The sequence below is a fragment of the Clostridium estertheticum genome (assembly GCF_018861295.1).
GTDB lineage: Bacteria > Bacillota > Clostridia > Clostridiales > Clostridiaceae > Clostridium_AD > Clostridium_AD estertheticum_D.
Window position 1 is genome coordinate 38,026 of record NZ_JAHLDM010000002.1, and the last position, 24,632, is coordinate 62,657.

The 24,632-nt window shown below is 28.7% G+C and carries 27 protein-coding genes, 2 pseudogenes and 2 riboswitches; of the genes and pseudogenes, 8 read left to right on the forward strand and 21 right to left on the reverse strand.

Annotation, left to right across the window (positions count from 1 at the left end):
* Positions 1–58: 58 nt before the first annotated feature.
* Positions 59–146, reverse strand: a riboswitch (glycine riboswitch).
* 199 nt (positions 147–345) lie between these two features.
* The 6 genes and pseudogenes from KPL54_RS02550 to KPL54_RS02575 form a co-directional block, all read right to left on the reverse strand.
* A complete protein-coding gene (locus tag KPL54_RS02550; protein ID WP_216104389.1) occupies positions 346–2,115 on the reverse strand; it encodes a M3 family oligoendopeptidase in 1,770 nt (589 codons plus the stop codon).
* 116 nt (positions 2,116–2,231) lie between these two features.
* Positions 2,232–2,975 (reverse strand): ABC transporter permease, encoded by a 744-nt coding sequence (locus tag KPL54_RS02555; RefSeq protein ID WP_216104391.1) that lies wholly within the window; start codon positions 2,973–2,975, stop codon positions 2,232–2,234.
* Positions 2,976–3,091: 116 nt separating this feature from the next.
* The gene (locus KPL54_RS02560) at positions 3,092–3,835 is read right to left on the reverse strand and encodes an ABC transporter permease (RefSeq protein WP_216104393.1); all 744 of its coding nucleotides are present in this window, start codon (positions 3,833–3,835) and stop codon (positions 3,092–3,094) included.
* Positions 3,828–4,748, reverse strand: a pseudogene (locus tag KPL54_RS02565) (ABC transporter ATP-binding protein). Before KPL54_RS02565 ends, KPL54_RS02560 begins: the two are co-directional and overlap by 8 nt.
* A 105-nt stretch (positions 4,749–4,853) precedes the next feature.
* Entirely contained in the window at positions 4,854–5,780 is a 927-nt protein-coding gene (locus tag KPL54_RS02570; RefSeq protein WP_216104395.1) for a sensor histidine kinase, read from the reverse strand.
* The gene (locus KPL54_RS02575; protein WP_071614968.1) at positions 5,780–6,478 is read right to left on the reverse strand and encodes a response regulator transcription factor; all 699 of its coding nucleotides are present in this window, start codon (positions 6,476–6,478) and stop codon (positions 5,780–5,782) included. Before KPL54_RS02575 ends, KPL54_RS02570 begins: the two co-directional genes overlap by 1 nt.
* Positions 6,479–6,777: 299 nt before the next feature.
* On the opposite strand from KPL54_RS02575, the gene KPL54_RS02580 reads away from it, so the two are divergent.
* The 3 genes from KPL54_RS02580 to KPL54_RS02590 are packed head-to-tail and all read left to right on the forward strand — an operon-like array spanning position 6,778 to position 8,643.
* On the forward strand, positions 6,778–7,155 hold the full coding sequence (locus KPL54_RS02580) for a GntR family transcriptional regulator (protein WP_216105011.1): 378 nt from the start codon (positions 6,778–6,780) through the stop codon (positions 7,153–7,155).
* Positions 7,152–8,018, forward strand: a complete 867-nt coding sequence (locus KPL54_RS02585; RefSeq protein ID WP_216104397.1) for an ABC transporter ATP-binding protein — start codon at positions 7,152–7,154, stop codon at positions 8,016–8,018. Before KPL54_RS02580 ends, KPL54_RS02585 begins: the two co-directional genes overlap by 4 nt.
* Positions 8,011–8,643 carry an ABC-2 transporter permease gene (locus KPL54_RS02590; protein ID WP_216104398.1) on the forward strand — a complete coding sequence of 211 codons (633 nt, stop codon included), beginning with the start codon at positions 8,011–8,013 and terminating at the stop codon, positions 8,641–8,643. The genes KPL54_RS02585 and KPL54_RS02590 overlap by 8 nt, the downstream gene beginning before the upstream one ends.
* Before the next feature lie 101 nt (positions 8,644–8,744).
* Here the strand turns inward: KPL54_RS02590 and KPL54_RS02595 are convergent, their stop codons facing one another.
* The 3 genes from KPL54_RS02595 to KPL54_RS02605 all read right to left on the reverse strand — a co-directional run bounded on the left by KPL54_RS02595 (position 8,745) and on the right by KPL54_RS02605 (position 12,453).
* On the reverse strand, positions 8,745–9,623 hold the full coding sequence (locus KPL54_RS02595; protein ID WP_216104399.1) for an AraC family transcriptional regulator: 879 nt from the start codon (positions 9,621–9,623) through the stop codon (positions 8,745–8,747).
* 52 nt (positions 9,624–9,675) lie between these two features.
* Entirely contained in the window at positions 9,676–10,584 is a 909-nt protein-coding gene (locus KPL54_RS02600) for an alpha/beta fold hydrolase (protein WP_216104401.1), read from the reverse strand.
* 123 nt (positions 10,585–10,707) lie between these two features.
* Positions 10,708–12,453, reverse strand: a complete 1,746-nt coding sequence (locus KPL54_RS02605) for a MutS-related protein (RefSeq protein WP_216104403.1) — start codon at positions 12,451–12,453, stop codon at positions 10,708–10,710.
* Between the two features lie 351 nt (positions 12,454–12,804).
* Here KPL54_RS02605 and KPL54_RS02610 point away from each other — a divergent pair, with 351 nt between their 5' ends.
* From KPL54_RS02610 to KPL54_RS02630, 5 genes and pseudogenes are all read left to right on the forward strand, one after another.
* Positions 12,805–13,530: an ABC transporter ATP-binding protein gene (locus tag KPL54_RS02610; RefSeq protein ID WP_216104405.1), complete on the forward strand. Its 726-nt coding sequence runs from the start codon at positions 12,805–12,807 to the stop codon at positions 13,528–13,530.
* A 2-nt stretch (positions 13,531–13,532) separates the two neighbouring features.
* A complete protein-coding gene (locus KPL54_RS02615) occupies positions 13,533–14,291 on the forward strand; it encodes an ABC transporter permease (RefSeq protein ID WP_216104407.1) in 759 nt (252 codons plus the stop codon).
* A gap of 2 nt (positions 14,292–14,293) precedes the next feature.
* Entirely contained in the window at positions 14,294–15,043 is a 750-nt protein-coding gene (locus KPL54_RS25935) for an ABC transporter permease (protein ID WP_216104408.1), read from the forward strand.
* A 6-nt stretch (positions 15,044–15,049) separates the two neighbouring features.
* Positions 15,050–15,196: pseudogene (locus KPL54_RS02625) on the forward strand (thymidylate synthase); the annotation flags it as partial.
* A gap of 139 nt (positions 15,197–15,335) precedes the next feature.
* A complete protein-coding gene (locus tag KPL54_RS02630) occupies positions 15,336–15,842 on the forward strand; it encodes a dihydrofolate reductase (RefSeq protein WP_216104410.1) in 507 nt (168 codons plus the stop codon).
* Between the two features lies 1 nt (position 15,843).
* On the opposite strand, the gene KPL54_RS02635 is transcribed toward KPL54_RS02630, so the two are convergent.
* The 12 genes from KPL54_RS02635 to KPL54_RS02690 form a co-directional block, all read right to left on the reverse strand.
* Positions 15,844–16,377 (reverse strand): phosphoglycerate mutase family protein, encoded by a 534-nt coding sequence (locus tag KPL54_RS02635; protein ID WP_216104412.1) that lies wholly within the window; start codon positions 16,375–16,377, stop codon positions 15,844–15,846.
* 67 nt (positions 16,378–16,444) lie between these two features.
* Positions 16,445–16,891 carry a MarR family winged helix-turn-helix transcriptional regulator gene (locus KPL54_RS02640; RefSeq protein ID WP_216104414.1) on the reverse strand — a complete coding sequence of 149 codons (447 nt, stop codon included), beginning with the start codon at positions 16,889–16,891 and terminating at the stop codon, positions 16,445–16,447.
* Between the two features lie 34 nt (positions 16,892–16,925).
* On the reverse strand, positions 16,926–17,549 hold the full coding sequence (locus KPL54_RS02645; protein WP_216104416.1) for a class I SAM-dependent methyltransferase: 624 nt from the start codon (positions 17,547–17,549) through the stop codon (positions 16,926–16,928).
* Between the two features lie 216 nt (positions 17,550–17,765).
* The gene (locus KPL54_RS02650; RefSeq protein ID WP_216104418.1) at positions 17,766–18,371 is read right to left on the reverse strand and encodes a dienelactone hydrolase family protein; all 606 of its coding nucleotides are present in this window, start codon (positions 18,369–18,371) and stop codon (positions 17,766–17,768) included.
* A 77-nt stretch (positions 18,372–18,448) separates the two neighbouring features.
* Positions 18,449–18,766 (reverse strand): hypothetical protein, encoded by a 318-nt coding sequence (locus KPL54_RS02655; RefSeq protein WP_216104420.1) that lies wholly within the window; start codon positions 18,764–18,766, stop codon positions 18,449–18,451.
* A gap of 674 nt (positions 18,767–19,440) precedes the next feature.
* The gene (locus tag KPL54_RS02660; RefSeq protein WP_216104422.1) at positions 19,441–19,833 is read right to left on the reverse strand and encodes an ACT domain-containing protein; all 393 of its coding nucleotides are present in this window, start codon (positions 19,831–19,833) and stop codon (positions 19,441–19,443) included.
* Positions 19,834–19,922: 89 nt separating this feature from the next.
* A riboswitch (guanidine-I (ykkC/yxkD leader) is annotated at positions 19,923–20,025 on the reverse strand.
* A 514-nt stretch (positions 20,026–20,539) separates the two neighbouring features.
* Complete coding sequence (locus KPL54_RS02665) at positions 20,540–20,866, reverse strand: hypothetical protein (protein WP_216104424.1); 327 nt, start codon at positions 20,864–20,866, stop codon at positions 20,540–20,542.
* A 157-nt stretch (positions 20,867–21,023) separates the two neighbouring features.
* The gene (locus KPL54_RS02670) at positions 21,024–21,788 is read right to left on the reverse strand and encodes a MerR family transcriptional regulator (RefSeq protein WP_216104426.1); all 765 of its coding nucleotides are present in this window, start codon (positions 21,786–21,788) and stop codon (positions 21,024–21,026) included.
* Positions 21,789–22,054: 266 nt separating this feature from the next.
* Positions 22,055–22,261 (reverse strand): DUF1737 domain-containing protein, encoded by a 207-nt coding sequence (locus tag KPL54_RS02675; protein WP_216104428.1) that lies wholly within the window; start codon positions 22,259–22,261, stop codon positions 22,055–22,057.
* A 129-nt stretch (positions 22,262–22,390) separates the two neighbouring features.
* The gene (locus KPL54_RS02680; protein ID WP_216104430.1) at positions 22,391–22,912 is read right to left on the reverse strand and encodes a flavodoxin domain-containing protein; all 522 of its coding nucleotides are present in this window, start codon (positions 22,910–22,912) and stop codon (positions 22,391–22,393) included.
* Positions 22,913–23,080: 168 nt separating this feature from the next.
* Positions 23,081–23,266: a GNAT family N-acetyltransferase gene (locus KPL54_RS02685; protein ID WP_216104432.1), complete on the reverse strand. Its 186-nt coding sequence runs from the start codon at positions 23,264–23,266 to the stop codon at positions 23,081–23,083.
* A 118-nt stretch (positions 23,267–23,384) separates the two neighbouring features.
* Entirely contained in the window at positions 23,385–24,419 is a 1,035-nt protein-coding gene (locus tag KPL54_RS02690) for an L-threonylcarbamoyladenylate synthase (protein ID WP_216104434.1), read from the reverse strand.
* Positions 24,420–24,632: the final 213 nt, after the last annotated feature.

Sequence of the window (24,632 nt, forward strand, 5' to 3'; positions counted from 1 at the left end):
GGGAATAGATAAGATCTAAATGAAGTAATTGGTAATATATTACTTTCGCAAGATATGTCACCTGTCCCCTGTCCTTTTACCTGAGAGTTTCGCCTTTACAGCTTTCTCCTTCGGTGCTCATTATGAGTCTCTCCAAGGGTTCATCCAATAGCGGTCATCTCTAATTAAATAGGTACCTGAAAGATTTACCCCTTCGGTGAATGGCATGCCATTGCTCTCCCGCTATCTTCATCTGAACTATTAAATTTTATTGTTTCATAGTAATACATATTCGATAAATTTGCAATGATTTTTTCACTTTTAATGGAAATAAAAAGTTTATTTTGTCACAATTACTAGAATTATTTACACTCCACTAACAAACACCTCAATGTCCTTTTGAATAAGATTTAATGCATTTCGCCAAAAATCTATTGAGTGAACATCTATATCAATTATCTTTGCACTATCAACAATATTACTTTTACTTGTAGCACTCAAAAAATTATTATATTGTGACACAAAAGCTTCTCCCTTTTTTATATATTCAGCATAAAGACCCTTCGAAAACAAAACTCCAAATGAATATGGAAAATTTAAAAATTCATTGCCAGACAAATAATATCCAACCTTATTCATCCACATATATGGATGGATGGTCTCAGGGTCAATACTATCTCCATAGGCTTCTTCCATACAATTAAGCATTAATTCATTTAACTCTTCAACAGATAACTGACCCAATTTTCTTCTTTCAAATAATTTATTTTCAAATATATATCTAGCATAAAAATCAACGATATAATAACCCGCATCTGAAATGCTTTTTTCTAAAATTGAAAAACCTTCATTTGTTGGTAGAATATTAAGTAATGCGTTATTTACTATTGTTTCACAGAAAATCGAAGCTGTTTCTGCAATAGGTGTAGGATAGTCCGTATTTAGCATCTTTTCATTCCTAAGGCAATAACTATGATAAGCATGTCCAATTTCATGAGCCAGTACACCAACATCACAATACTCCCCAGTAAAATTAGCTATAATTCTGCTTTCTTCTATTGGAAAAATATCAACAGTTAGTCCATAATTTCCTTTTCCAGTTCTTGGCTCAGCATCAATCCATCTACTGTCAAAGACTTTCTTTGCAAAATCAGCAAGTTCTTGACTGAATGTTCTAAAACTTGATACAATTAAATCTCTGGCATCTAAATATGATATTTTTGTATTAGCATCACCCATTGGCGCAAAGATATCATAAAATGGAAGGCTAACTTTATGTCCTAGCCCTTCTGCCTTTTTATGATAATATTCACGGAATATAGGTAGACTTTCTTTTATAGCAGAAAGCATAACATTTAAAGTTTCATAATCCATTCTTGAGACCATGAGAACTTTTTCTAAAGGTGATTTATATCCTCTCATATCATAAGTAGTAAGTGCTTCACCACTAATTCCATTCAAACATGCTGCAGACGCTTTCGATATTCTTTTACAAACTTCCTCTTCTGCATAATAGGCTGTTTTCCTTAAAAATTCATCTTTTTTATATGCCATGTTTCTGAGCTCTGAAAGTGATACTTTCTTTGATTCGCCTTCAATATCTATATCAACTAACATTGTAGAGGTGAGCTCCATATAAAGTCTCTGCCATGCTTTGGATCCTGTACTCTGCATTTTTGCAATTAATAATTCTTCATTTTCATTCAATAAATATTTTGACTGCAAAAGAAGTTCTTTAAGATAAAAACGATATTCAATAAGTATTGGTGAAGTATCTATTAATTCATCTATATTGTTTAAAGAAATAAGCCATTTGTTAAACTTTACAAAAGAATCTGTAACCAATGAATTCTTATACTCAATATCATCTAAAACGTTCATTGCTTCCATGTTTGAACTATCTGAGCATGAAGTTAACTCAGCATAAGAATATAAACAGCAATATAAGCTTTTATATTCATTGTAAAACTTCAAAACCTCTTGCATTTTAGAAGCCGCATTATTCGTATCTTTCATATTTTTTGTAGACCAATCATTCAAATTTTCTATATGCTTGTTAAGAAGCTCCATGTCACCTTTAAACTTTTCAGAGTTAAATGAAGTGTAAAGTGCGTCTAAATTCCATGTTAAATCCATTAATAATCATCTTCCTCTCTATATTATAAATTACTAAACAACATTGTTTTAAATCGCATCTTTACACAATTCAACAATCATTCATAATTTTTCTTGCACTACTATAGTTTATCTTTTTATTGTACATCTTTCTTAATGCTTTTTATACTTAATATTGTTCCACCGATAAATGTTGTGCATAAAACAATAATACCTAAAGCATAATTTGTGTAAGTTCTTCCATTTACATGGGGACTTAATATAGTTGGAATAGTCCACGGAAATAACGTATTAAATGGTGTATTCATTATTATGAGGGAAACAGTTGTAGCACCTACCCCCAGTATTATTGGTGGAACTATACTTTTGTAATAAATAGCTAAGAAGGCAACTATAGGAATTAATGCAAAGTGCATAATAATCATAAAAATATAAGTTTTAGCGTAATATAGTAAAATACTAAAAGTTAAAGGTTCATGTTTTATGGTAAGTCCTAAAAGCATTGCGAAGATAAATGAGGATATAAGTGTAATAGAAATAAGAATTAATACAACAACAAGTTTACTTATAAAAAATTGCATTCTACTTATTGGATAAGTAAACATGCTATTTACTGTATTTTCTTGATATTCCCGTGAATATATATATCCTGCTAATACAGAAAAGAAAGCAATCCCAAGCATCACATTAACAAGCATTTCATTGGTTGTAAAATAATCTTTCCAAACAACTATAGGAAACTTTTTATTAACTGCATACATTGAAAACACTAAAATATTAGGAAACAATGAACATAGAGGCATACACCACAAAATTTTACATTTTTTCAGCTTAAGGAATTCAGTCTTTATCACAGTTGCTAAACTTGCACCATTATTCATTTATGTCACCTCCTATTAACTTAATAAAATAATCTTCAAAACTGTCTCTGCGTAGAATTATGATTGTACATAAATTCAAATAATAAAAATGTATTGTACTACTATAGTTTATATTTTTATTGTACATCCTTCTTAATGCTCCTTATACTTAATATTGTTCCAACGATAAATGTTGTACATAAAACAATAATACCCAGAGCATAATTTGGGTAAGTTCCTTCATTTTCTTGAGGACTTAATATAACTGGAATACTCCAAGGAAATACTGTATTAAATGGAGTATTCATCATTATGAGGGAAACAGTTATAGCACCTATCCCCAGTATTATTGGTGGTAATATACTTTTATAATAAATAGCTAAGAAGGCAACTATAGGAATTAATGCAAAGTGCATAATAATCATAAAAATATAAGTTTTAGCGTAATATAGTAAAATACTAAAAGTTAAAGGTTCATGTTTTATGGTAAGTCCTAAAAGCATTGCCAAGATAAATGAGGATATAAGTGTAATAGAAATAAGAATTAATACAACAACAAGTTTACTTATAAAAAATTGAATTCTACTTATTGGATAAGTAAACATGCTATTTACTGTATTTTCTTGATATTCCCTTGAAAATATATATCCTGCTAATACAGAAAAGAAGGCAATCCCAAGCATCACGTTAATAAGCATTTCATTATCTGTAAAATAATCTTTCCAAACAACTATAGGATACTTTTTATTAACTGCATATATTGAAAACACTAAAATATTAGGAAACAATGAGCATAGAGGCATACACCACAAAACTTTACATTTTCTTAGTTTAAGAAATTCAGTATGCATAACAGTTGGTAAACTTGCAACATTATTCATTTATATCACTTCCTACCAACTTAATAAAATAATCTTCAAGACTGTCCCTAAGCAAAGATATTTCTTTAACCTCAACATTATTTTATATTAGCATCCTATTAATATTTGAAGTTTCCGTTAACTTTTCATAAATTTTAATTACTCCAGGTTCTGATATTATATAATCTGAGATGTTAAATTTTTGTTCTAACATAAATACGGCATCCCTGTCATTATTAACTTTAAGCTCAATATAATGTCTATTTTTCTTTTTTAATGCTTCAGAGTCTATTTCCTCTAGTAGTTTCCCTTTATGTATGATACCCACTTTAGTAGCTAATTGCTGAATTTCACTTAAAATATGACTTGATATTAATACAGTTATATGCCTTTTTCGCGATAAATCAAGTATAAGTTGTCGTATTTCTTTTATTCCAACAGGGTCTAACCCATTTGTTGGTTCATCTAGCACTAAGAATTCAGGATTATGAAGTAAAGCTCTTGCTATGCCAAGTCTCTGTTTCATACCCAACGAAAACTCTTTTGTTTTTCTATTAGCAGCATCAAGTATTCCCGCTACTTCTAGTGATTGTTCTATACAATTTTTGTCTGGAACACCCATAAGTTTTCTGTGAATATCTAAATTTTCCACCGCGGTTAAATTTTCATAAAAACCTGGAAATTCTATAATTGACCCAACTCTTGCAAAATAATGTTTTTTGTCCTCACTCAGTTTTTCACCAAACAATTCAATATTTCCTGTGGTAGGCTTAATTAGCCCCATTATCATTCTCATAGTAGTTGTTTTACCCGCACCATTTAAGCCTAAGAATCCATAAATATCTCCTTTTTCAATTGTTATATTTACGTCATCAACAGCTTTATGTTCTTTATACTGCTTTGTTAGATTATAAGTCTTTAATATGCACTCCATACTTTTCTTCCCCCAAACATTAATTTATTATCATGTACATAGAATACTATATTAGTTTTAAATAACTCTAACAAATACCTTACAAATACCTTAAATCATAAATATCTATTTATATAAAGGTAAAGAAAATGAAAAAGTAGTTTTCTCATTTAGAATGCTGTTAACTAAAACCTCTCCTTTTAATCTTTCTACAAGTTTTTTAACTATTGCAAGTCCCAACCCGCTTCCATGAAACTTTCCATTTCTTGAAGTTTCTCCGATATATAATCTATCAAATATATATGGAGTGTCCTTCTCCGCAATACCTGCTCCTCCATTCCATATATCTACCCAAACCATAGAGTTTTCTCCTCTGACTTTTATACCAATCATTTTTTCATCTTTTCCATATCTAAGTGCATTAATTAAGAGGTTAGATAATATTCTATCAATTGCTTTACTATCTCCCCAGACAAAAAAATCTTTTTCTGCTATCTCAATGATAGGTTCAATATTTTCATTAACAAATTCTTGATAAAATCCTACTAATACATCTTGAATCATATTGGTCAAATTGATTTTTTCTACTTTAATTAGTACATCTTCTGCTTCTATTTTAGAAAAGCGAAAAAATTCTTCAAGTAACGAATATAATTTTTGTGACTTAGAATATACTATATCCAAAAAATACTTTTTTTCTTTATCGTTTAACTTTGAATCCTTCTGTATAGCCTCTAGATATCCAAGTATAGATGTTAATGGAGTCCTTAAATCATGCGAAATATTGGCCACCATTTTTTTCCTCGATTCTTCTAGATATTGTTTTTTTTCAGCGATCCTCTGAAATTCATCTATTATATAATTTAAATTAACACCCAAGTTTTGTATACTCTTAGTTGAAGAATAAAATCGTACCCTAATATTAAAATTACCACCTTTTATTTTCTCTAATGTTCTATTAATTTCATTTATTTGCTTAGAAAAATAAATATTATTAAACAACAAAATACAACATATGCATACTAATATACAAACAATGTATATATTCATCATTACATCTCCCCCAACTTGTAACCTATTCCCCAAACTGTTTTTATATATTTAGGTTTAGAAGAATTATCCTCAATTTTATTTCTTAGACGACTTATATGTACCATTACAGTATTCTCATCAGTCATATATTCCTCTTTCCAAACAGCACTGAAAAGTTGAGACTTAGTGAAGACTTTGTTTGGATAAGTCATAAAAAGTTTTAGTATCTCAAATTCCTTTGAAGTAAGTGGTATATTTTTTTTGCAAACTTTAAGTTCATAAGTATTTAAATCTAATTGAAGATTTCCGTGTTTTAATACTTCATCTTCCTCAAACTCGCTATTATTAAATTGTAAATACCTTCTTAATTGAGATTTAACTCTGGCGATAACTTCTCCTATATCAAAAGGCTTAGTAATATAGTCGTCAGCACCTAACTCAAGTCCAAATATTTTATCTGTTTGTTCATGTTTCGCCGATAAAATAATTACTGGGATTGTACCTTTTTCCCTAATTTTTAAAAGTACTTGTCCCCCATTGAGTTTTGGCAACATTAAATCTAATATAACCAATTGATAAGTCTTATTTTCAAATTTACATACAGCTTCTATACCATCAAAGCAACAATCTACAATATATCCTTCCTTTCTTAGATATTTTGTAATAAGATAGTTAATTTCGTTATCGTCTTCAACCACTAAAATACTTATATATTCCATATATACTCCCCATTCCCATAACTTACATTTATTTTTATCTCGCCGTTCTGAATAATAATTATAGTATACTACAAAATCTACCAATACCCTATGGGTCACAGCAACCATTCATGATGCATCCCGAAGTTTGTAAATTTACGCTTTGCGAGCATTACCCAATTATAGTTTTATAATACTTTAAATACACTATAGTATTGACAAAAGGAGTTGAATAATGTATATATAGTATATATACATTATACTCTTTCAAAATAAACAAGAGTTTATTAAAAGAAACTGCTAGGAGATAAAATATGGACATTACTATTATAATTTCAAATTTATCAAACGATCCTATATATCTGCAAATTATTGATCAGATTAAAGGACTAATATTTTCTGGTGAAATAAAAGAAGGTGATGCACTTCCATCTATGCGAAATTTAGCAAAGGATCTTCAAGTAAGTGTAATCACCACAAAAAGAGCTTATGAAGAATTAGAGAAGGAAGGGTTTATTGTTTCTCTTACAGGTAAAGGGTCATTTGTATCAGGTCAAAATAAGGATTTACTTCGCACGAAAAAAATGAAGATTTTAGAAGAAAAATTAAAAGAAGTTTTAAAGGAAAGTAAAATACTGAATTTATCTATGGAAGAAATAATAAATATAATGAAACTTCTTAAGGAGGACGTAAAATGAGCAGTGTATTAGACGTTAGAAATCTCAACAAGTCTTATGGTGATTTTTGTTTAAATGGATTAAACTTTAAGCTTGAAAAAGGGTATGTAATGGGATTTATAGGCCCAAATGGATCAGGAAAAAGTACCACAATAAAATCAATTATGAATCTAATAAAAAAAGATAGTGGAAGCATCAGTGTTTTTGGTATGGACAACGTTAAAGACGAAAGAAAAATCAAAGAAAAAATAGGATTTGTTTATGATGAAAATATATTTTATGGCATGCTTACCATAAATGAAATGAAAAACATTATAGCAGGGTTTTATAGAAGGTGGGATGAAAACAAATTTAAGGAGTATATTAAACATTTTGAATTAAATCCAAATAAGGTGATAGATAAGCTTTCAAAGGGAATGAAAATAAAATTCGCCTTAGCATTAGCACTCTCCCATGGAGCTGAACTTATTGTTATGGATGAGCCTACTTCAGGACTTGACCCTGCTTTTCGAAGTGAACTTATGGATATTTTATATAATGTTATTCAGAATGAAGAGATGTCAATTTTCTTCTCCACACACATTACAGCAGATCTTGAAAAAATTGCAGATTATATAACTTTTATTAACAAAGGAAGTATGGTGTTTTCTGAGTCGAAGGACGAAGTGCTACAAAAATACGCAATAGTCAAAGGTGCTTCTAGACTTTTAGACTTAAATATACGGAAGGAATTTATAGGCATAAGGGAAACTGCTTCAGGGTTTGAGGCATTAACTGATAATAAAGAGAAAGCAAGGATTTTATTTAATGATAGTTGTAAGATAGAAAAAGCATCACTAGAAGATATTATGGTTTATACAATAAGGGGTGATATTCATGTTTAATCTAATAATGAAAGACATTAGAATTCAGAAAAAGGATAAAACCGTATTTATGTTTATTCTTTTAAACATGGTAAACGCATTTATATTTCAAACTAATTATGCAACTACTATATTGTTATGTTTTTTAAGTATATATCTACTGGCAGTGTATGCTAATGCTTATGATTTTAAATATAATAGTGAACTAATGATAAATAGTTTGCCCGTTAATAGAAAAGTTGTGGTGGCTGCAAAATATTTATCAGTATTTTTATTCCTTATCTGCGCTATAGTAATAACACTTATTGTGGGCAGTTTATTTCATTTTGTTGCTCCAAATTTAGTAAGTAAAACCATCGGTATAAACACCATTTTTCTTGAGTTTTTTATTGTATGTATTTATTTTTCTATTTTCTTCCCATTTTATTACAAATTAGGATACCTCAGGTCGAGGTGGGTTAATTTCATAATTATGGCTGTACTGTCAAGTCTCATCTCTTTCGCAAATGAGATATTAAAGAATAATACAACCTTTGGGGTTGATTTTGGATTACTGCAAAGAATCTTACTGACAGCCATACCTATAATTTTTATAGTAGTTTCATTCTTCATTTCAATTAAAATATATAAAAATAAAGAATTGTAATTATGGTTTTATGAAATCAATTAAACATCCAGATGGACTAGGTGTAAGGCAACTGCTAATGTAAAAACACCGCAAAATTCAAATTTGAATTCTGCGGTATTTTAGAAATTATTTATTTTTACAGGAATCCATACTTCACATTTGTATTCACCAGGGTTTTTATCATCCCAAAAGTTTTTTTCAATGCATGGACCTTTCACTTGTTCAAATTCAGAGGAGGGAAACCATTCAGAGTATATGCGTCTCCAAATATCCTGTATAATCAAATTATTGGGCACAGCTCCATTACCTTCAAATACTGCCCATGTAAGTTTTGGTACCTCTAGTATAGTAAATTCATCTGGTATATATTTTTCGAACTGTTCAGCTCCCATTATATATTTTCTTGTTCCATCTTCCTCAAATCCATAATGAAATCCATTTAGCAAAGTGCCCTTGGGGTTTCCTAGAATTTCGTTTATCCTATCATGTGTTCCGTCCTCAAAAATCTTACTAATAAACTCTGGTATCTCTCTATAGGCTGCATCGTCAACTCTAGTTGTTGCAAATTCTGCACCAAATACTTTAAAAGCCTCCTTTTCAACTATTGTATAAATAATTTCATATTCTCCTTTTATTGATATTTGAAAAGAGAGTTTGGGAAAAGCTTTAATCTTTCCATTAAGCTTTTTTAAAGCTGACGGTGATATTCCATGTAGTCTTTTAAATGCCTTAGTAAATGCTTCTGGACTTTCATAACCATATTTTAATGCTATATCAATTACTCTTTTGTCTGTTGCAACCAACTCTTCTGCGGCAAGGGTAAGTCTTCGATTTTTTATGTACTGAGTCACCGTAAATCCTGTTAATGCATGAAAAATACGCTGGAAGTGATATCGAGATGAACATGCGACTTTTGATATGTCATCTATATTAAGTGCTGTGTCCAAATTCCTTTCAATGTATTCAAGCGTATTATTAAGTAATATTATTGTTCCCAACTTTCCCATCCTTTCAAAATCAGTTCATTCATTACAAAAATGTAAATCTCCATTATTTCATCTTATTATATATATAACTTGTTATAACTTCACAATACTTATCAGGCTCCTCAATTCTAGTATAATGACCGGAGAAATCAAATGTAACCACTTGTTTGTCTTGCACTCGCTTCATAAATTCTGCTGTTTGTACTTCACAAGTTATTGGATCATATTTACCTTTAATTAGTAAAGAAGGTTTGTTTACATTTGATAATTCAGTAAACACATCATTATACACTCGCCAATCCTTCAATAATTTAATTCTTGTTTTGGTAGATTTATTCCATAAATTCTTAGCATCGTTAGTACTCATAGCTATTCGTTCAATAATTTGCTTATCACTTCCAAACCACATACAGTTATTGCCGTTAGCTCCAAGTTCATTTAACACCTTCATAAGTAGTTTATTGATAACCCTATAATCTGTAATTTCTCTTAAAGCTTTAAAATAATCTTGCGCCAATGCTGATTTTCCTAATTTAACTAATTCCTTAGCAGCTTCATTTAACATAGAGCGCTCTGAAAGTGCAAAACTAAAAGACGGACATTCATATATCATATATTCAATAGAATCAGGGTATAAATTAGCATAAAGAACAGCAAGATACCCACCAAATGAGTGACTAAGCAGTGACCATTTATTTATATGTAATTTTTTTCTTAATTCTTCAAAATCTTCAATAATATCTTCTAGTGAAATATGTTCTTCATCTAAAATAGCCTCGGATCTCCATACTCCCCTTTGATCTGGAGCTATAACTTTAAAGTTTTGTGATAATCTGTCCCCCTGATATTGAATAAAATCTGCAACACCAATTCCACCTGGTCCACCATGAATAAATAATAGTACTGGAGACGAGTCCTCTCCTAAAATTTCAGTGTAAAGATCTTTGCCTCTAATTTTATAATACTCCACCATCTATAAATACCCCCTATAATAAACTTAATTATTTCCTACCTTCACTAAAGTATATCAAAAAACGGGATTTTATATCTGTCTTGTTGTGCTTTAATTTGTCTGAATTTATTCATTCTAAAAATATCAAAGAGTACATTGTTTTATAATTCTTTCGTTAGTTCTATAAATAATTTCTTGTGGATATCCTATAAATTCAAGTACCTTTATTGCGTTTCTAGTTGAAGAAACACCTTTTCTTATTTGATAATCAAATTCTAAACCATGTTCTCCTACATTTTCAGTGAAATAATGGCATTCATATAAATCTCCTACCATAGTAGCTATTTCAAGATCATGCGTAGCTACTGCCACCAATGAATTATGTCTAGACAAATAGGCAAGAATCTCAGCAGATGCGTTAACCCTCTCAATAGGGTTAGTTCCCCTAAAAATCTCATCAATAAGACATAAGCTTGTCACTTCCTCATTGCAACCATTAATTATCCTAAACAATGCCTCTGCCTCGCTTAAATAATAACTTTTCCCACTAGTCACATTATCAGTAACAGTCATTGACGATATTATGTTGAAATATCCACCCTCGTAACTTGTCGCAAGGCAAGTGAAAATAGTCTGTGAAAATAATGCATTTATGCCTAATGCTCTTAGAAAAGTAGACTTACCAGACATATTTGAACCAGTTATAATAACACCCTTTTCTAAAGTTAAAGAATTCCCGACAGCTGTGTCTATCAGTGGATGTTTTATATCTTTAACCATTATTTCCTTAAGTCCTTTTGTTAATTTAGGTTCAACATATTCTAGAAGTCCATCCCTATAAGAAGCTACAGATATTAATGCATCGATTTCCCCTAAAATCAAATAGATACTTCTTATATCTTCAATATGTGCCTTAACTTCATCTATTATTTTATTGAAACCTCTAGCCTCACTTAAAAAGAATATATTTATGTACTCGTATAACATATCTACACCTTCTACTCTTCCTATTTTAATAAAGGCGTCTTTCCTTGTTATTGCCTTGCATTTCTTTGATTGCTCTTTAAGCTTTAAAGTATATCTTTTTAACTCCTTATCCTCTACAGATCCAATAGCCTCTGCCCGTCTAATAATCTTACTTAAATACCCCATTGAGGCAAGATCTCCGCCAATATCCTTTTTGATTTTAGCACTAAGATAGCCATTAACCGCAAATATTATAAGTATAAAAATCCATGCCTTTCCTATACCAATAAACGTTATTGAAATTAAGGAACCATAAGCTAATATCCTTAAAAGATATAACAGTGGTTTCATGAAAGTTTTATAGGATATTTCATCCCATAAAAAACATGTTATAGTGTTAATATTCTGTCTTCCTAATTTTAAAAATTTCCTTTGTATTTTTTCTCTTATCTCCTTATTATCTTGAAAGAACGTTATAATCTTATTTCTATTGATTAGTTTTTCTTCTTTTAGGACTGGATTTCTTAAAATATAATATAAATATTGTTCTCCCGGTGAAGATAATGTTCTATCTACCTTTTCAAAAACACTATCCATATTTAAATCTAAATAAGTTTGATCATCAATATATAGTTCCTCCGGCTCTTTATATTTTATTACGTCAAATAATAATTTAATATCCTCAAATTTTCGCACGCGGTTGTTTCCATTACTGTAATTCTCTTTAATCTTTTGTAAATCTTTATAAAAAATTGCTTTATTTCTTGCTGCTAGTCCAAACATCAGCAAAACTAATGAAATAACATTTACACAAAAATATATTTTATTTACATTGTTACCTAGGACAATTGATACATAGGTTATAATTGCAGCTATAACTATACTTGCTATAAATAATTTATTAAATTTTTTTTCCTTATCCATTTGAAACGCTCCTAACCGAACTTTATAATAATTAGAGATCCATCACTTTTATCAAATCCTTTAATTTGTTAGAGTTTCATATTTTCCACATGCCTCAAAGTACGGTTAATATAAATCCTCCTTGCGATATATTATTTTACTACAATGGCATAAAATGTTTATTTAATTATACTAATAATACACTTAAATATATATAATTATTTTTAAATTCAATAAATAGTTTTTAGAAATTGAGTGTATTTACAATAATTGAAGTTTGTATTTAAGGTTTAGATAAGGTTGGGATTATATACAATTAAGGTTTGTAGGATATCATTTAGATATCAATCAAATTAAAGGAGGAGCGTAATTATGAAAAATGAAATATTAACTATTGATAATTTAAGTAAATCTTACAAAGATAATCAAGTTCTGAATAATATCAATCTGCATATTAAAGCTGGAACTGTTTATGGGTTTTTAGGACCAAACGGAGCTGGTAAATCTACAACAATTCGAATTATATTAGGTTTAATCAAAAAATATACGGGAGATATAAAAGTTTTTGATCATGATCTTAAAAAGCATAAAATTGAAATTTTAAATAGAGTAGGTGCATTAGTTGAATCACCGTCTTATTATGAGCATCTATCTGCATATGAAAATTTAAAAATATGGGCTATTATGAAAAACACACCATACTCAAGAATTGATGAAGTACTTAAAATTGTAGATCTTTATGATAGTAAAAATAAAAAAGCTGGTAAATTTTCTTTAGGGATGAAACAAAGACTTGGAATTGCTCAAGCTCTTATTAACAATCCTGATTTTTTAATTTTAGATGAGCCTACCAACGGTTTGGATCCTATTGGGATAAAAGAAATAAGAGCCTTAATTATCTCGTTATCAAAAGTTTATAATAAAACAGTTTTGGTAAGTTCACATTTACTTAGTGAAATGGAACTTATGGTAGATGATGTTGGAATAATTAATAAAGGGAACGTCCTATATGAAGGTTCTTTAAAAGAATTAAAAAGCAATTATCCCACTCTTAATAGTTTAGAAGATATATTTCTACTACTTGTAGAAAGGAGTTAATTATGAGTTTCGTAAAGTATCTAAATTTAGAATTTATAAAAATAAAAAGTAGTTATATAAAATATACTCTTATATTACCAATAATTATATCATTAGGAATGATACTTATAGATATTATACTTAGAAAAGAAGCTATAATATCTAAATATTCTCCTGTAATTACTGATGGATTTCAAGCGCTTTTAGTAGAAAATCATTTGGCTTTAATTTGGCCTATTATACTACTATTTTCCATCATTCTAAATAGTATATCTATATTTTATATAGATTTAAAAAATAATTTATTAACACATATACTTTCTAGTCCAATAAGCAGAAACAAATACTACTTATCTAAATTAATTTCCATATTAACATGTACAATAATATCAATTTTATTAGAAGGTATAGTTCTTGTGATTGTAGGATATAACTTTTCGCTATCTCATAATATAGATATACCTTTAGTTATACGATATATGTGTATGCAATTTTTCTGCTGCTTTGGGATTATAGGGTTACAAGGATTTTTCTTTGCATTAACTAGAAAAGTTACATTTTTAACTTCAATAAATATTTCAGCTATATGTTGTTCTATTTTATTATTACGTTACCCTTCAATTAATAAGTTAATTCCTTATCTTCAAATAGCAAATTCTATGATTCTTGTTACAAAAGGAGAATTAATAGTGAACTCCATATTTTTCTCTTGTATCAATTTTATAGTTTTCATAGCTTTAGGGCTAATTATATTTAATAATATTGATATTCAGGAGGAATAATTATGTTAAACCTTATTAAATGTGAGTTAATTAAAATAAAAAATTTAAAACCAATAATTTTATCTTTTATAGTACCACTACTTATGTCCATTGTAGGATTAATTAACATATATAGAGGACTTGTTGAAACTACAGATTTGTGGGACGCTGTTTATAATCAAACATTCCTTTTATATGCATCTTTAACTCTTCCACTCGCAATAACAATAATAATATCCATTCAATGGAGATTAGAATATAAAAAAAATAATATACTTAATTTGTGTTCTTCATCCATTAAATTAAATAAGATTTATCTTAGTAAGATAATGACTACTTTATTAATTATTTTTCTTAACATTATTATACTAATCATTTCAGTGTTAATTTTTTCTAATATATTAATACCTAAAGAATCTTTTAGATATTATGTAATTTATGCACCAATTATAGCATTTTTATATTCTATACCTTTGGTATGTCTTCAGCATTTAATATCTATGTACAATAGAAATTTTATTGGAAGTGTGTCTGTTGGAATAATCTTATCCTTTATAGGATTTCTATTATCTCATACCTCTTTAGGTATATTTATTCCTAATACATATATAGTTTGTGGAAGTTTCATAGGAGTATCTAGTTATCCTATAGCTACTGATATGATGGCAACTATAACATTTCCTTATATAAATTTATTGATATTAGTAGTACCCATTTTGAGTATAATACTATATTTATTAGGTAATTATTTGTTTAGTAAAAAAGAATTTTAATTTGCGATTGAGAAAATTATAAAAAAAGGATACTACGACCAAAACCGTACTGGCATTGCAACTTTAAAACTCCCTCACCAAATTATGCAATTTGATTTAGAAGAAGAATTTCCAATATTAACAACTAAATTTGTTGCTTTTAAAACGGCTGTGTAAAGTCAGAAGCTTTAGCTGCTCCGAAACTATGGATTAATCCAGATATTAAAAACTTCTATGACTTTACACCAGAATATGTTAAACTTATAGATTATAAACACCTTGGGAAAATAAATATGGGGAGTGTGGCTTTATAATGCTTACATTTATTGTTGCAATTGGAGATAATTTTGCTATAGGTAAAAATAACGATTTACTTTGGCATTTTTCAAAAGATTTAAAAAGGTTCAAGCAAATTACAAGTGGAAACACTATTATAATGGGAAGAAAGACATTTGAGTCCCTTCCTGGTATTCTTCCTAGTAGACATCATATTGTTATTACAAAAAATAAAGATTTTGTTATAAATGATGAAAGAGTTACTATTTTAAATTCTAAGGAAGAGTTATTAGCATTTATGAAAGACAGTGAAGAATACTTTGTTATAGGTGGTGGAGAAATTTACAAGTTATTATTGCCTTATTGTAATAAGATACATTTAACAAAAGTACATAAAGAATATAATGCTGATGTTTTTTTTCCTAAACTAGACTATTCAGAATGGAATTGTAGGGAAGAAGAAACTGGGTTCATCAATGATGATAAAACAACATCATACACTTTCTTAACTTTGGAACGTATTATTAATGTGAAACAAAAATGATCTATTTTTTATATAAATACAATGTACCATTTTTAGGTGTTCTTATAGTTCGTCCAGTAACGCCCCTACTTTTAAGTTCCTTTTGTAATGTATTCATAAAGAAACCATGACAAACAATTAATATATTATTACTTGATTCATCCTTTATACTATCCAAAAACTCATTCACACGTTTTTGGGTATCTTTTTTATTCTCTGTTTGAGATTTGCACTGAAAAAGCCAGGCAAATCTCCCACTTATACACCAAAATATATAAGGAATTTTTATATTGGTATTAAATATTGGTGCTATAGGAACTTCTCTTAATAATTGAGTTTTAATTATTTCACCTTTGAAAATAGATTGAGAAGTTTTAATGGCTCTTGATAAATCACTTGAAAAACATTTGTCCCATTTTATATCTCCTATTTTAAATTTGTTTTCTATAACATCACTATTATCATATTGTTTTACCCATTGATTAAAGTCAGTAGATGTCATAAACATCTTTGTACAACAATTAACTTTAAAATGTCTAACCAATCCTATATTCATTTATCCTCCAATATTACGCAATTCTATATATTTTGTGCTATTTAAAATAGTTTACAATATCTAATAATTAGTTAGAAATATTGTATGCCATTTTTCTTATAAGTTTTAATAAATTTTCTCTATCCTCATAGGTATCTAAGGAAAGCATTATTTTTCCGTAAACTTCTTCCTCAAATTTACTATGTTCCTCTTGGGCCATATTACCCTCCTTAGTAAGTTCTAACTTATAGGATCTTCTATCCTTATTACTAAGAGTTCTAATAATAAGATTGCGCTTTTCTAATCTATCAATCATGCTAGTTAAAGTACTTTTAGGTACATTTAATACTTCTAATATATCTTTTATAATAACATTTTCTTTTTCAGAAATAATTCTTAGTATTGTAAGTTCATTATTCCTTAGTCCTTGTATTCTCAAAAACTTTGATTCTATATCCTTATAATTAGATGATACTATCATAAAATGCCATAATTTATTTAATTCATCTACTTGCCTTTTATATTCCTGATCCATATAATCACTCCAAAATTTGTTTTATATTTATTACTTATTTTTTTATATTAGCATTAATAGCAAAACTTTTATAATTTATTTTTTTAAAGTTAAATGGCTTAAATCCACACTTTATTAAAAGTTTCGCAATTTCTTTCTTGCAATATATTTTATAATCGCCACTATTACTTCTTTTGCAATATAAATTTAATATTTTTCTAATAACTATTGGTGAAGTTGGATCTCCAATAATTAATGTTCCATTAAATTTTAATATTCTTTTCATCTCTAATAGTGTCTTTTCTGGGTTTGGATAATGATGAAATGATGCATTACATACAATTACATCAAAAGTATTATTTCCCCAAGGCATACATTCTGAATCACCAACTTTTAATTCAGCTCTATTATCAAGATTTTTTTTGGCAACTTCAATCATTTTTTCTGAAAGATCTAATCCATATAATTCTATATTATTTTCAACTAATTTCATCAATACATTTCCGGTGCCACATCCAACATCTAATAATTTTTTAGGCTTAATAAGCATTATTCTGCTAATAATTTCATTATACATCGGAGCTACGAATTTCCCATCATGACTCTCATCATAAGATTCAGCTTGTTTATTAAAATTCATTTTTGAATTCTCTTTAAAAATGTTTTTATTATTTTTCATATAAGATCCCCCTCTAAATAATAGTAATGTATTAATATAGTTCCTGTTTCGTACTATACTAATATGGTACTACTTTTTCAAAAAAAGTCAATACAAAAAACTTGTAATTTTTCAATCGGCTATTTTGGGCTAGGGATATACCAGTTGAAATAATTATGAATCCTATAACTTTAAAATTCACCCCTGTAACAATTAATAATATATTTAAAGTACATCCTATGAGTTTTCTAATATTCTCTTTAAAAAAGTATTTACCAATATTTCGGTTTCTTCAAATGACTGTGTACAATAGTTCTTAGAAAATGGGTCACTAAACCCATGGGCCCCTCTTAATATATGTACATTGACGTTCCATTTTTTCAAAGAATTAACTAGTTCTTTTACATTGAATGATTTCTCTTCAGTAGCAAAAATCAATAAAACTGGACATTTGGGAGCAACGCTCATATAGTCTCTAATCCGTGAACCATAGTACCCTATAATACCATCACACATAATATCTTCACCGCTACATAACCATGCAATTGTTGCACCTATGCTATAGCCTAATAAATATACGTACCTGTATTGCTTTTTTGCTTGTATTATTAGCCGTTTTACTTGATTAAATGCTAAACCAAAACCGATATTTTTTATGAAATGATGATAGGCTTCATCTTGTTGATCATAATTAAAAGGGTGATTTAGATTAATTAAATTGGGGCAAATAATATCATATCCAGCCATAGAGAACTTCTCACAAACCAACTTAATATGCTGATTAATACCATATATTTCATGTAACACTATAATTACAGAATTAGAATTATTTATAATCTTCACATGGGCCTCCCTGAATTAATTATACTAATAACACCATAAATTTCAAAATAAAGCATATTTACAATGAGTAAAAAATATTATGAAACAGTATCTTTAATTTTTATAAATAAATATTTGTTTTTTAAAATTGAAATGTATAGTACACCCAATAGTTTTTTTAACCCTTGAACTGAATTACCACAATTAAATCCTATCAATTTATCATTGCTTTCGACAAAAACTAATTCATTACTTCTGCACCAATCAATTTTTAGATAAATTGAATGATTCCCATCCACAATATCTATGTCTTTAGTCTCTCCATCCCCAATATTTCCATAAAGGATACCATCTATAATAATCTCATAATATCTATACTTATCATAATATGTTGATTGTCTTGATAATTGAATCATAATATTTCACCATCCTTCTTTAGATAGAACCATTATTATAACTCTTATTTAATAATTTAGTTAACTATTATACTTATTTGAAATTTTAATAGGCTTAATTTCTGTTCTAATAGCTGAAGTATTATCACAAGTAATTTCTTCTATTTTATACCTATTATTAATTTCTTTTTTAAATTTACTTAAACCCAATCCTTTATTATTAATTAAAAGTACTGTATATATATAATTTTCATTTTATTTTTTAAAGTTATTTTATTAGACAAATCATCATAATTAATATTATATAAATTTATATATAAACTAACAGATATTATAACAAGGTCAAAAGTAATTAGTTTGATTGTTAGTTTTTTTCATAATAGGCCTCCAATAGAGTTGGGCCAACGGACCTCCAAACCCAGCATTAAGAGATATAGAGCTTCGCTTTTGGTAATTAAATATAAGCCTTAGAAGTAGTCATTACAATAATTACTGTTGTTCCTAATAATCCTGCCATTAATATGAATAATTTGCCATGCATTAATCCAGATAATATCGCTTGGATAACATTTTCAATGATAAAGGCAATATTTTTTATATTATGCCAAGCGGTGTTCAGTAAAAAGAAGAATTACATACAGATATCTTAAAACGTGAATGTACAGATGATGAACTTATTACCGCTATAACAAATTTTATTGATTTATAATTTCATATCTTTCATTTGATAATGCTAATATGGTATTATCTATATCTTTATCTTTAACAAGTATATAATCTGTATCATATGTGGAAACAGCAAAAATACTGATTCTTTTTAGTGCCAATATAGTACTAATTGACGAAATAATACCAATTAAAGAAAAATCTAATGGTCCCTCAACTTTTAAAATTCTCCAATCTTTTTCACACTTTATATTTCTCGGTATACTATCTTGAGAGCATACAATTGATAATTCATCTGATGTTTTTGTTATAGAATAAAAACTGCTACCTTCTACCCATTTAGGCATTGACTCATTTTTATTTAATCTACAAACAGCAAATTTTTCGTTTAACAATTTCATTGTTAATATTTTTTCTGACATATCTTGTTTTCACCCTTCCCTTTTTTATGGGTTCTATCCCACTTATAAATTTATTAAAAATAAAAAAGCCAAGGGTAATGTTTTAAAATACCTCCAAGGCTTTTGTCCTTCCATGAATACAGTTAAACTGTGCGTTTTATCTTGGACCACCAGTTATTAATTTTAAACTGCAGAACCCTATAAAACTTTAAATAATATTTATTGTTTTTAAATATATCAAAAATTGTTAATGTTGTCAATATCAGTTTTTTTAGAATTATCTAATCTAGTATAAATATATCAATAATTAGTGGATACAATCTATAAAGAGGTCGTTAAGTAAATACCAAATAGTTTTATTTTTATCATTTTTAGTTTCCCTATACTCTACACTGTATTTCCTCCCACTCCTTGTCCGCTTTATAAGACAATACATTGATAAGCATATTGTTATGATATAGTTTAGTTTGTTATCTTCTGTGCTTGCTAAATGGGTATCCCTTAAATTATCAAATTAAAACTATATCTGCGTAAAAAGCAATACCTAACGTCATAATGGCAATAGCTATAATTTTAGCAATCTTTCTGCTTTTTTTAAGGCCTAATAACTCAACTGTCTCGGGTGTTGTATAATGATAAATAAGGATTGTTATTCCAATAGATTCTGATAAATATAAAGTGCATACACTCCATTGAAGCTGTTACAGCGACCTAGGATATGACTTAATTATGCCTCTCCATATTGCTGAGCGAAATATAAAATCCACGATTTTTCAACTTTATAATTGCCTATTGGATTTCCTGTTGCTCCATCATATAAGTTGTAATCAGCAGTTCTATAAATCATAGCATTTTCATTATCAAGAATTTCTTTATCCATTTCATATTGACCTTTATTAACATGTACGCTTACTTTAAATGCCCCAATTGGATGTCCAGTTACAAATAAATGTGTTCTAATAGATATTGAAGGAGTTATATGAGTTATAATAACTCCTCCAATAAATATTATTAAAATTAATAATATTATAATAACCTTTCTTAAAAACCTCATTCTTTCCTCCTCAAATTTGTTGAATAATAATTTGCAATTACGCAATAATTTTAAATCGCTCATACCCTGCTAACCTATATGATATTTATTCATTTTATGTCTTAGCGTAGGTTTTGTCGAAATTATAGAAAAACCAGACTTACAACTTGGGCGCCACCTATTTTACATTATCACAATAGTAAATCATTGACTCACTTAAGAACTTAGCTAAACCTTCTTTCTGCTTATCAATGTTAGCCGTGAAACGTTCATCATTAACATATAAATCAGCAAGGCCTCTAAATATTTCTATAGTACAATCATAAAAATTATCAGTAATGTGTTGTCTTAATTCAGCAACTGCCTTTTGAACCTCTGAATTGCCTATTCCTTTATCCATGTTAGCTATAATTTTCTCGTTGATTTTTCCATTAGTTGCATTAATCCTAGCCCAATCCTCTTTTGTGTATTTGGATGTTTTTTTCATACTTTCCTTGTAGGCATCAGTGTCGCCATATTTTTGCTTCGTTTCCTCTGCATATCTTTCTTTATGAGCTTCTATTTCGCTTATATCAAACCCCTCAAACATTTCATTCTTATTCATATCTATTCCTCCTTCAATGTAATCTATAGTTTTATCTACAGATTTTATAATCTTATCGAGTCTCTTCTTTTTTTCTATCAATAGCTCCCTATGTGTCTTTAATGCATGTTTTCTATCGAAGTCTGGATTATCTAAAATTTCTTTTATTTCTAGAAGGGTAAAATCCAACTCTTTAAAAAACAAAACTTGTTGCAATCTTTCAAGGTCATCATCAGTGTAGAGTCTATATCCGGCCGTTGTTACAGACTTTGGCTTTAAGATGCCTATCTGATCATAATGATGGAGTGTACGCACACTTACACCAACCATATCAGCTACTTCTTTTATTTTATAAGACATAAAATCAACTCCTTTGTTCTTTATTAATCTTCCCTACAAATTTATAATAATCTATGACGTTACGTTAGAGTCAATACCCTTTGGAAATAAATTATAGATATCTTTCGAAATAAAAAGAAAATGTATAGTATAGTATCATTTCAATTGCAATCATTATTGTTACTAGTAATGCTTAACGATTAAACCCCCACATCTAATGATATGGGGGTACTTGAGAGGACACAAAAAACAATCCGTATCAACTAAACTGAATATATTTTTCACCTTTATTTAACTGTTCTTTTGAAACCAATATCAAGGTTGTCACACTCATTAAGAATTAATGCCTGTGCCACAATTACATCTTGCCCATTAAAAGTACATGATGGAGCTTCGTATAATTTATACCCTTCATCAAGTAATTCAGAAATTTTCTTACAAAAATTCGCATCATCTTTTCCAGTAATTAAACGATATTTAAGTTTGTTTTCCATAGATTATCTTTAGTGAGATAGTGTACTTTAAGTATACAAACCCACTAAATTTTCACTTCCTTTCCTGTTTTAAATTTTATGTATATATCATCTTAGTAACTCCGTTGATAGTTCTACATATTATAAATCTTATGAATTAACATAAGTTATTATTTCATCTATATTCTTTCTTCTTGTGAAATCTATTGGCTTGTCATACATGGCTAGCATGCCTCTTGCCTCAGGTGTTAATTCTTTTTTCATCTTAATCTTCCATTTTAGTAATGTCATAAGTGCTTTATCAAAAGGCTTTATTTTACTATAATCAAATCCACCTCTTAAATAAAAGAACTGTACAGACTTCTGCTCCTCGGGAGTAAAATTTTTATCTTTTACTTCACGTATTACCTCTTCACTCGATGGTGATGCCCCCGTTGCGAAAACAACGACTTTTTTACCTTTAAATTTGTCGAGATTTTTTGTTATATATTTTACTCCAATAATACCAACAGCATACAAACTGCCGCCATAAATCACGGTATCGTAATCTGTAACTACATTTATATCAACCCTTGAAACATCAAAAATATCCGCTGATAACGCCTCAGAAATCCATTCTGCATATTTTTTTGTAAAACCTGTTTTGGACTTGTATATTACTACAGTTTTCATTAGTTTCACCTCTTATAATATATATTTTTTCACATTATACTACATTCAGGATTTCAACATATTAAAACTCAACTGAAACCATCAATTCTCCTTCCGTTATATAAATAACCCTTTACTAAAAACATTATTCTACAATATTGACGCAGTTAATTAAAATCACAGAGTATTTTATAATTTAATATTTATCCAATATCTCTGAGTTACTTCACCCTCTTCAATAACTTCATTCTCTAATACTCCACCATTATTTAATATAGTTTTTGCTGAAGCTATATTTATTTTGTCACACGTAACCAATGCCTTTTTAATACCTAACTGTTTCACTAATGATAATGATATCTTTACACAATTCAACAGACATTCATAATTTTCCTTTATATTCTAAAAAAAGAATACAAGCATCCTATCAATTAATATGATTTTACAATTAAATATCCTTTTGTTGCAATATCCCTGCCATCATCTATATAATTTATATATGAATAATGTCTCCTGCACTTGCTTTTTCTAATCGATTGATTATAGAATTCCCTAAACCACTATTAGTGGGAGCTTGTACATAAATATGACTTACATTCAATTTATCACATTCTCTAATCAAATCAAATATCTTTTGTGCAGCTATATTTAACATTTTAAAACTTCCTAAACTATATATATGTTGATAATCCTTAAAATCATTTAAAAATTCTTGAAAACAAATTATAACATCGTTCTCATTTGCATTTTCTTTAATCCATTTAGACGTTTTTATATACTCTCCCTCAACCAATGTTAGAGGTGCATCTGGTGCATAGTGTCTATATTTCATTCCTGGAGCCTTTGGAATATCCATTTCTTTCACGCTTAATAAATCTTTTTTGTATATAAGATTTGGTATTACCTTACATATGTCATCCAAGCTTATTGCTCCTGGTCTTAGAAGTATTGGGACTGGAGTAGACATATCTATAATTGTTGACTCCAACCCAATTGAACACGCCCCTCCATCTAAAATGCAAGGAATTTTCCCATTTAAATCATTATAGCAATGCTCTACACTAGTAGTTGATGGCTTTCCTGATAAATTTGCAGATGGAGCTACTAATAAAGTTCCACTTTCTTTAATTATAGCCCTTGCTATTTCACTTTTGGGAAATCTAACTCCTACAGTTTTCATTCCTGCAGTAATTGTATCAGAAATACAATCTTTCTTATTAAAAATTAAAGTTACTGATCCGGGCCAAAAATTACCAAACATTGTCTCTGCCTCTTTTGAAATATCTTTGCATATATCGTAAACCTGTTCCAATTTATATATATGTACCAATAATGGATTATCCTGCGGCCTTCCTTTAACTTCAAATATTTTTTTTATTGCATTTTCATTAAAAGCATCTGCAGCTAATCCATAAACAGTTTCTGTTGGAATTGCAATAACCTCACCATTTCTTAGATACTCTGCACCTTTTACAATATTTTTGTAATTAATATTTAAATCTTTAACATTTAATATTTCTGTTTTCATAGATAACCTGCCTCCTATTTGAGTGGCGTCTTTTTCTAAACATCATAAAGAAATATAGAAAACCAATATCGCCTTTACTTTTGAAAATATAGTGTTTTCTAATGTTTTAAGAATGAAAAATAACCTCAAAGTGAAAGTAATATACTCACTAATAAAGTAAAGCCATATCATTAGATATGACTTTACTTGTGAAGAATGAGACACAAAATACCA

Coding starts and splice junctions, on each gene's coding strand:
- KPL54_RS02585 (WP_216104397.1), top strand. CDS start 7,152: ATGAGCAGTGTATTAGACGTTAGAAATCTCAACAAGTCTTATGGTGAT.
- KPL54_RS02670 (WP_216104426.1), bottom strand. CDS start 21,788: ATGTCTTATAAAATAAAAGAAGTAGCTGATATGGTTGGTGTAAGTGTG.
- KPL54_RS02645 (WP_216104416.1), bottom strand. CDS start 17,549: ATGAAAAATAATAAAAACATTTTTAAAGAGAATTCAAAAATGAATTTT.
- KPL54_RS02635 (WP_216104412.1), bottom strand. CDS start 16,377: ATGAATATAGGATTGGTTAGACATTTTAAAGTTAATTGTTGTACAAAG.
- KPL54_RS02600 (WP_216104401.1), bottom strand. CDS start 10,584: ATGGTGGAGTATTATAAAATTAGAGGCAAAGATCTTTACACTGAAATT.
- KPL54_RS02680 (WP_216104430.1), bottom strand. CDS start 22,912: ATGAAAACTGTAGTAATATACAAGTCCAAAACAGGTTTTACAAAAAAA.
- KPL54_RS02640 (WP_216104414.1), bottom strand. CDS start 16,891: ATGGATCAGGAATATAAAAGGCAAGTAGATGAATTAAATAAATTATGG.
- KPL54_RS02605 (WP_216104403.1), bottom strand. CDS start 12,453: ATGGATAAGGAAAAAAAATTTAATAAATTATTTATAGCAAGTATAGTT.
- KPL54_RS02560 (WP_216104393.1), bottom strand. CDS start 3,835: ATGAATAATGTTGCAAGTTTACCAACTGTTATGCATACTGAATTTCTT.
- KPL54_RS02655 (WP_216104420.1), bottom strand. CDS start 18,766: ATGATTCAATTATCAAGACAATCAACATATTATGATAAGTATAGATAT.
- KPL54_RS02590 (WP_216104398.1), top strand. CDS start 8,011: ATGTTTAATCTAATAATGAAAGACATTAGAATTCAGAAAAAGGATAAA.
- KPL54_RS02550 (WP_216104389.1), bottom strand. CDS start 2,115: ATGGATTTAACATGGAATTTAGACGCACTTTACACTTCATTTAACTCT.
- KPL54_RS25935 (WP_216104408.1), top strand. CDS start 14,294: ATGTTAAACCTTATTAAATGTGAGTTAATTAAAATAAAAAATTTAAAA.
- KPL54_RS02665 (WP_216104424.1), bottom strand. CDS start 20,866: ATGAGGTTTTTAAGAAAGGTTATTATAATATTATTAATTTTAATAATA.
- KPL54_RS02555 (WP_216104391.1), bottom strand. CDS start 2,975: ATGAATAATGGTGCAAGTTTAGCAACTGTGATAAAGACTGAATTCCTT.
- KPL54_RS02615 (WP_216104407.1), top strand. CDS start 13,533: ATGAGTTTCGTAAAGTATCTAAATTTAGAATTTATAAAAATAAAAAGT.
- KPL54_RS02570 (WP_216104395.1), bottom strand. CDS start 5,780: ATGATGAATATATACATTGTTTGTATATTAGTATGCATATGTTGTATT.
- KPL54_RS02675 (WP_216104428.1), bottom strand. CDS start 22,261: ATGGAAAACAAACTTAAATATCGTTTAATTACTGGAAAAGATGATGCG.
- KPL54_RS02690 (WP_216104434.1), bottom strand. CDS start 24,419: ATGAAAACAGAAATATTAAATGTTAAAGATTTAAATATTAATTACAAA.
- KPL54_RS02610 (WP_216104405.1), top strand. CDS start 12,805: ATGAAAAATGAAATATTAACTATTGATAATTTAAGTAAATCTTACAAA.
- KPL54_RS02660 (WP_216104422.1), bottom strand. CDS start 19,833: ATGTCAGAAAAAATATTAACAATGAAATTGTTAAACGAAAAATTTGCT.
- KPL54_RS02575 (WP_071614968.1), bottom strand. CDS start 6,478: ATGGAATATATAAGTATTTTAGTGGTTGAAGACGATAACGAAATTAAC.
- KPL54_RS02630 (WP_216104410.1), top strand. CDS start 15,336: ATGCTTACATTTATTGTTGCAATTGGAGATAATTTTGCTATAGGTAAA.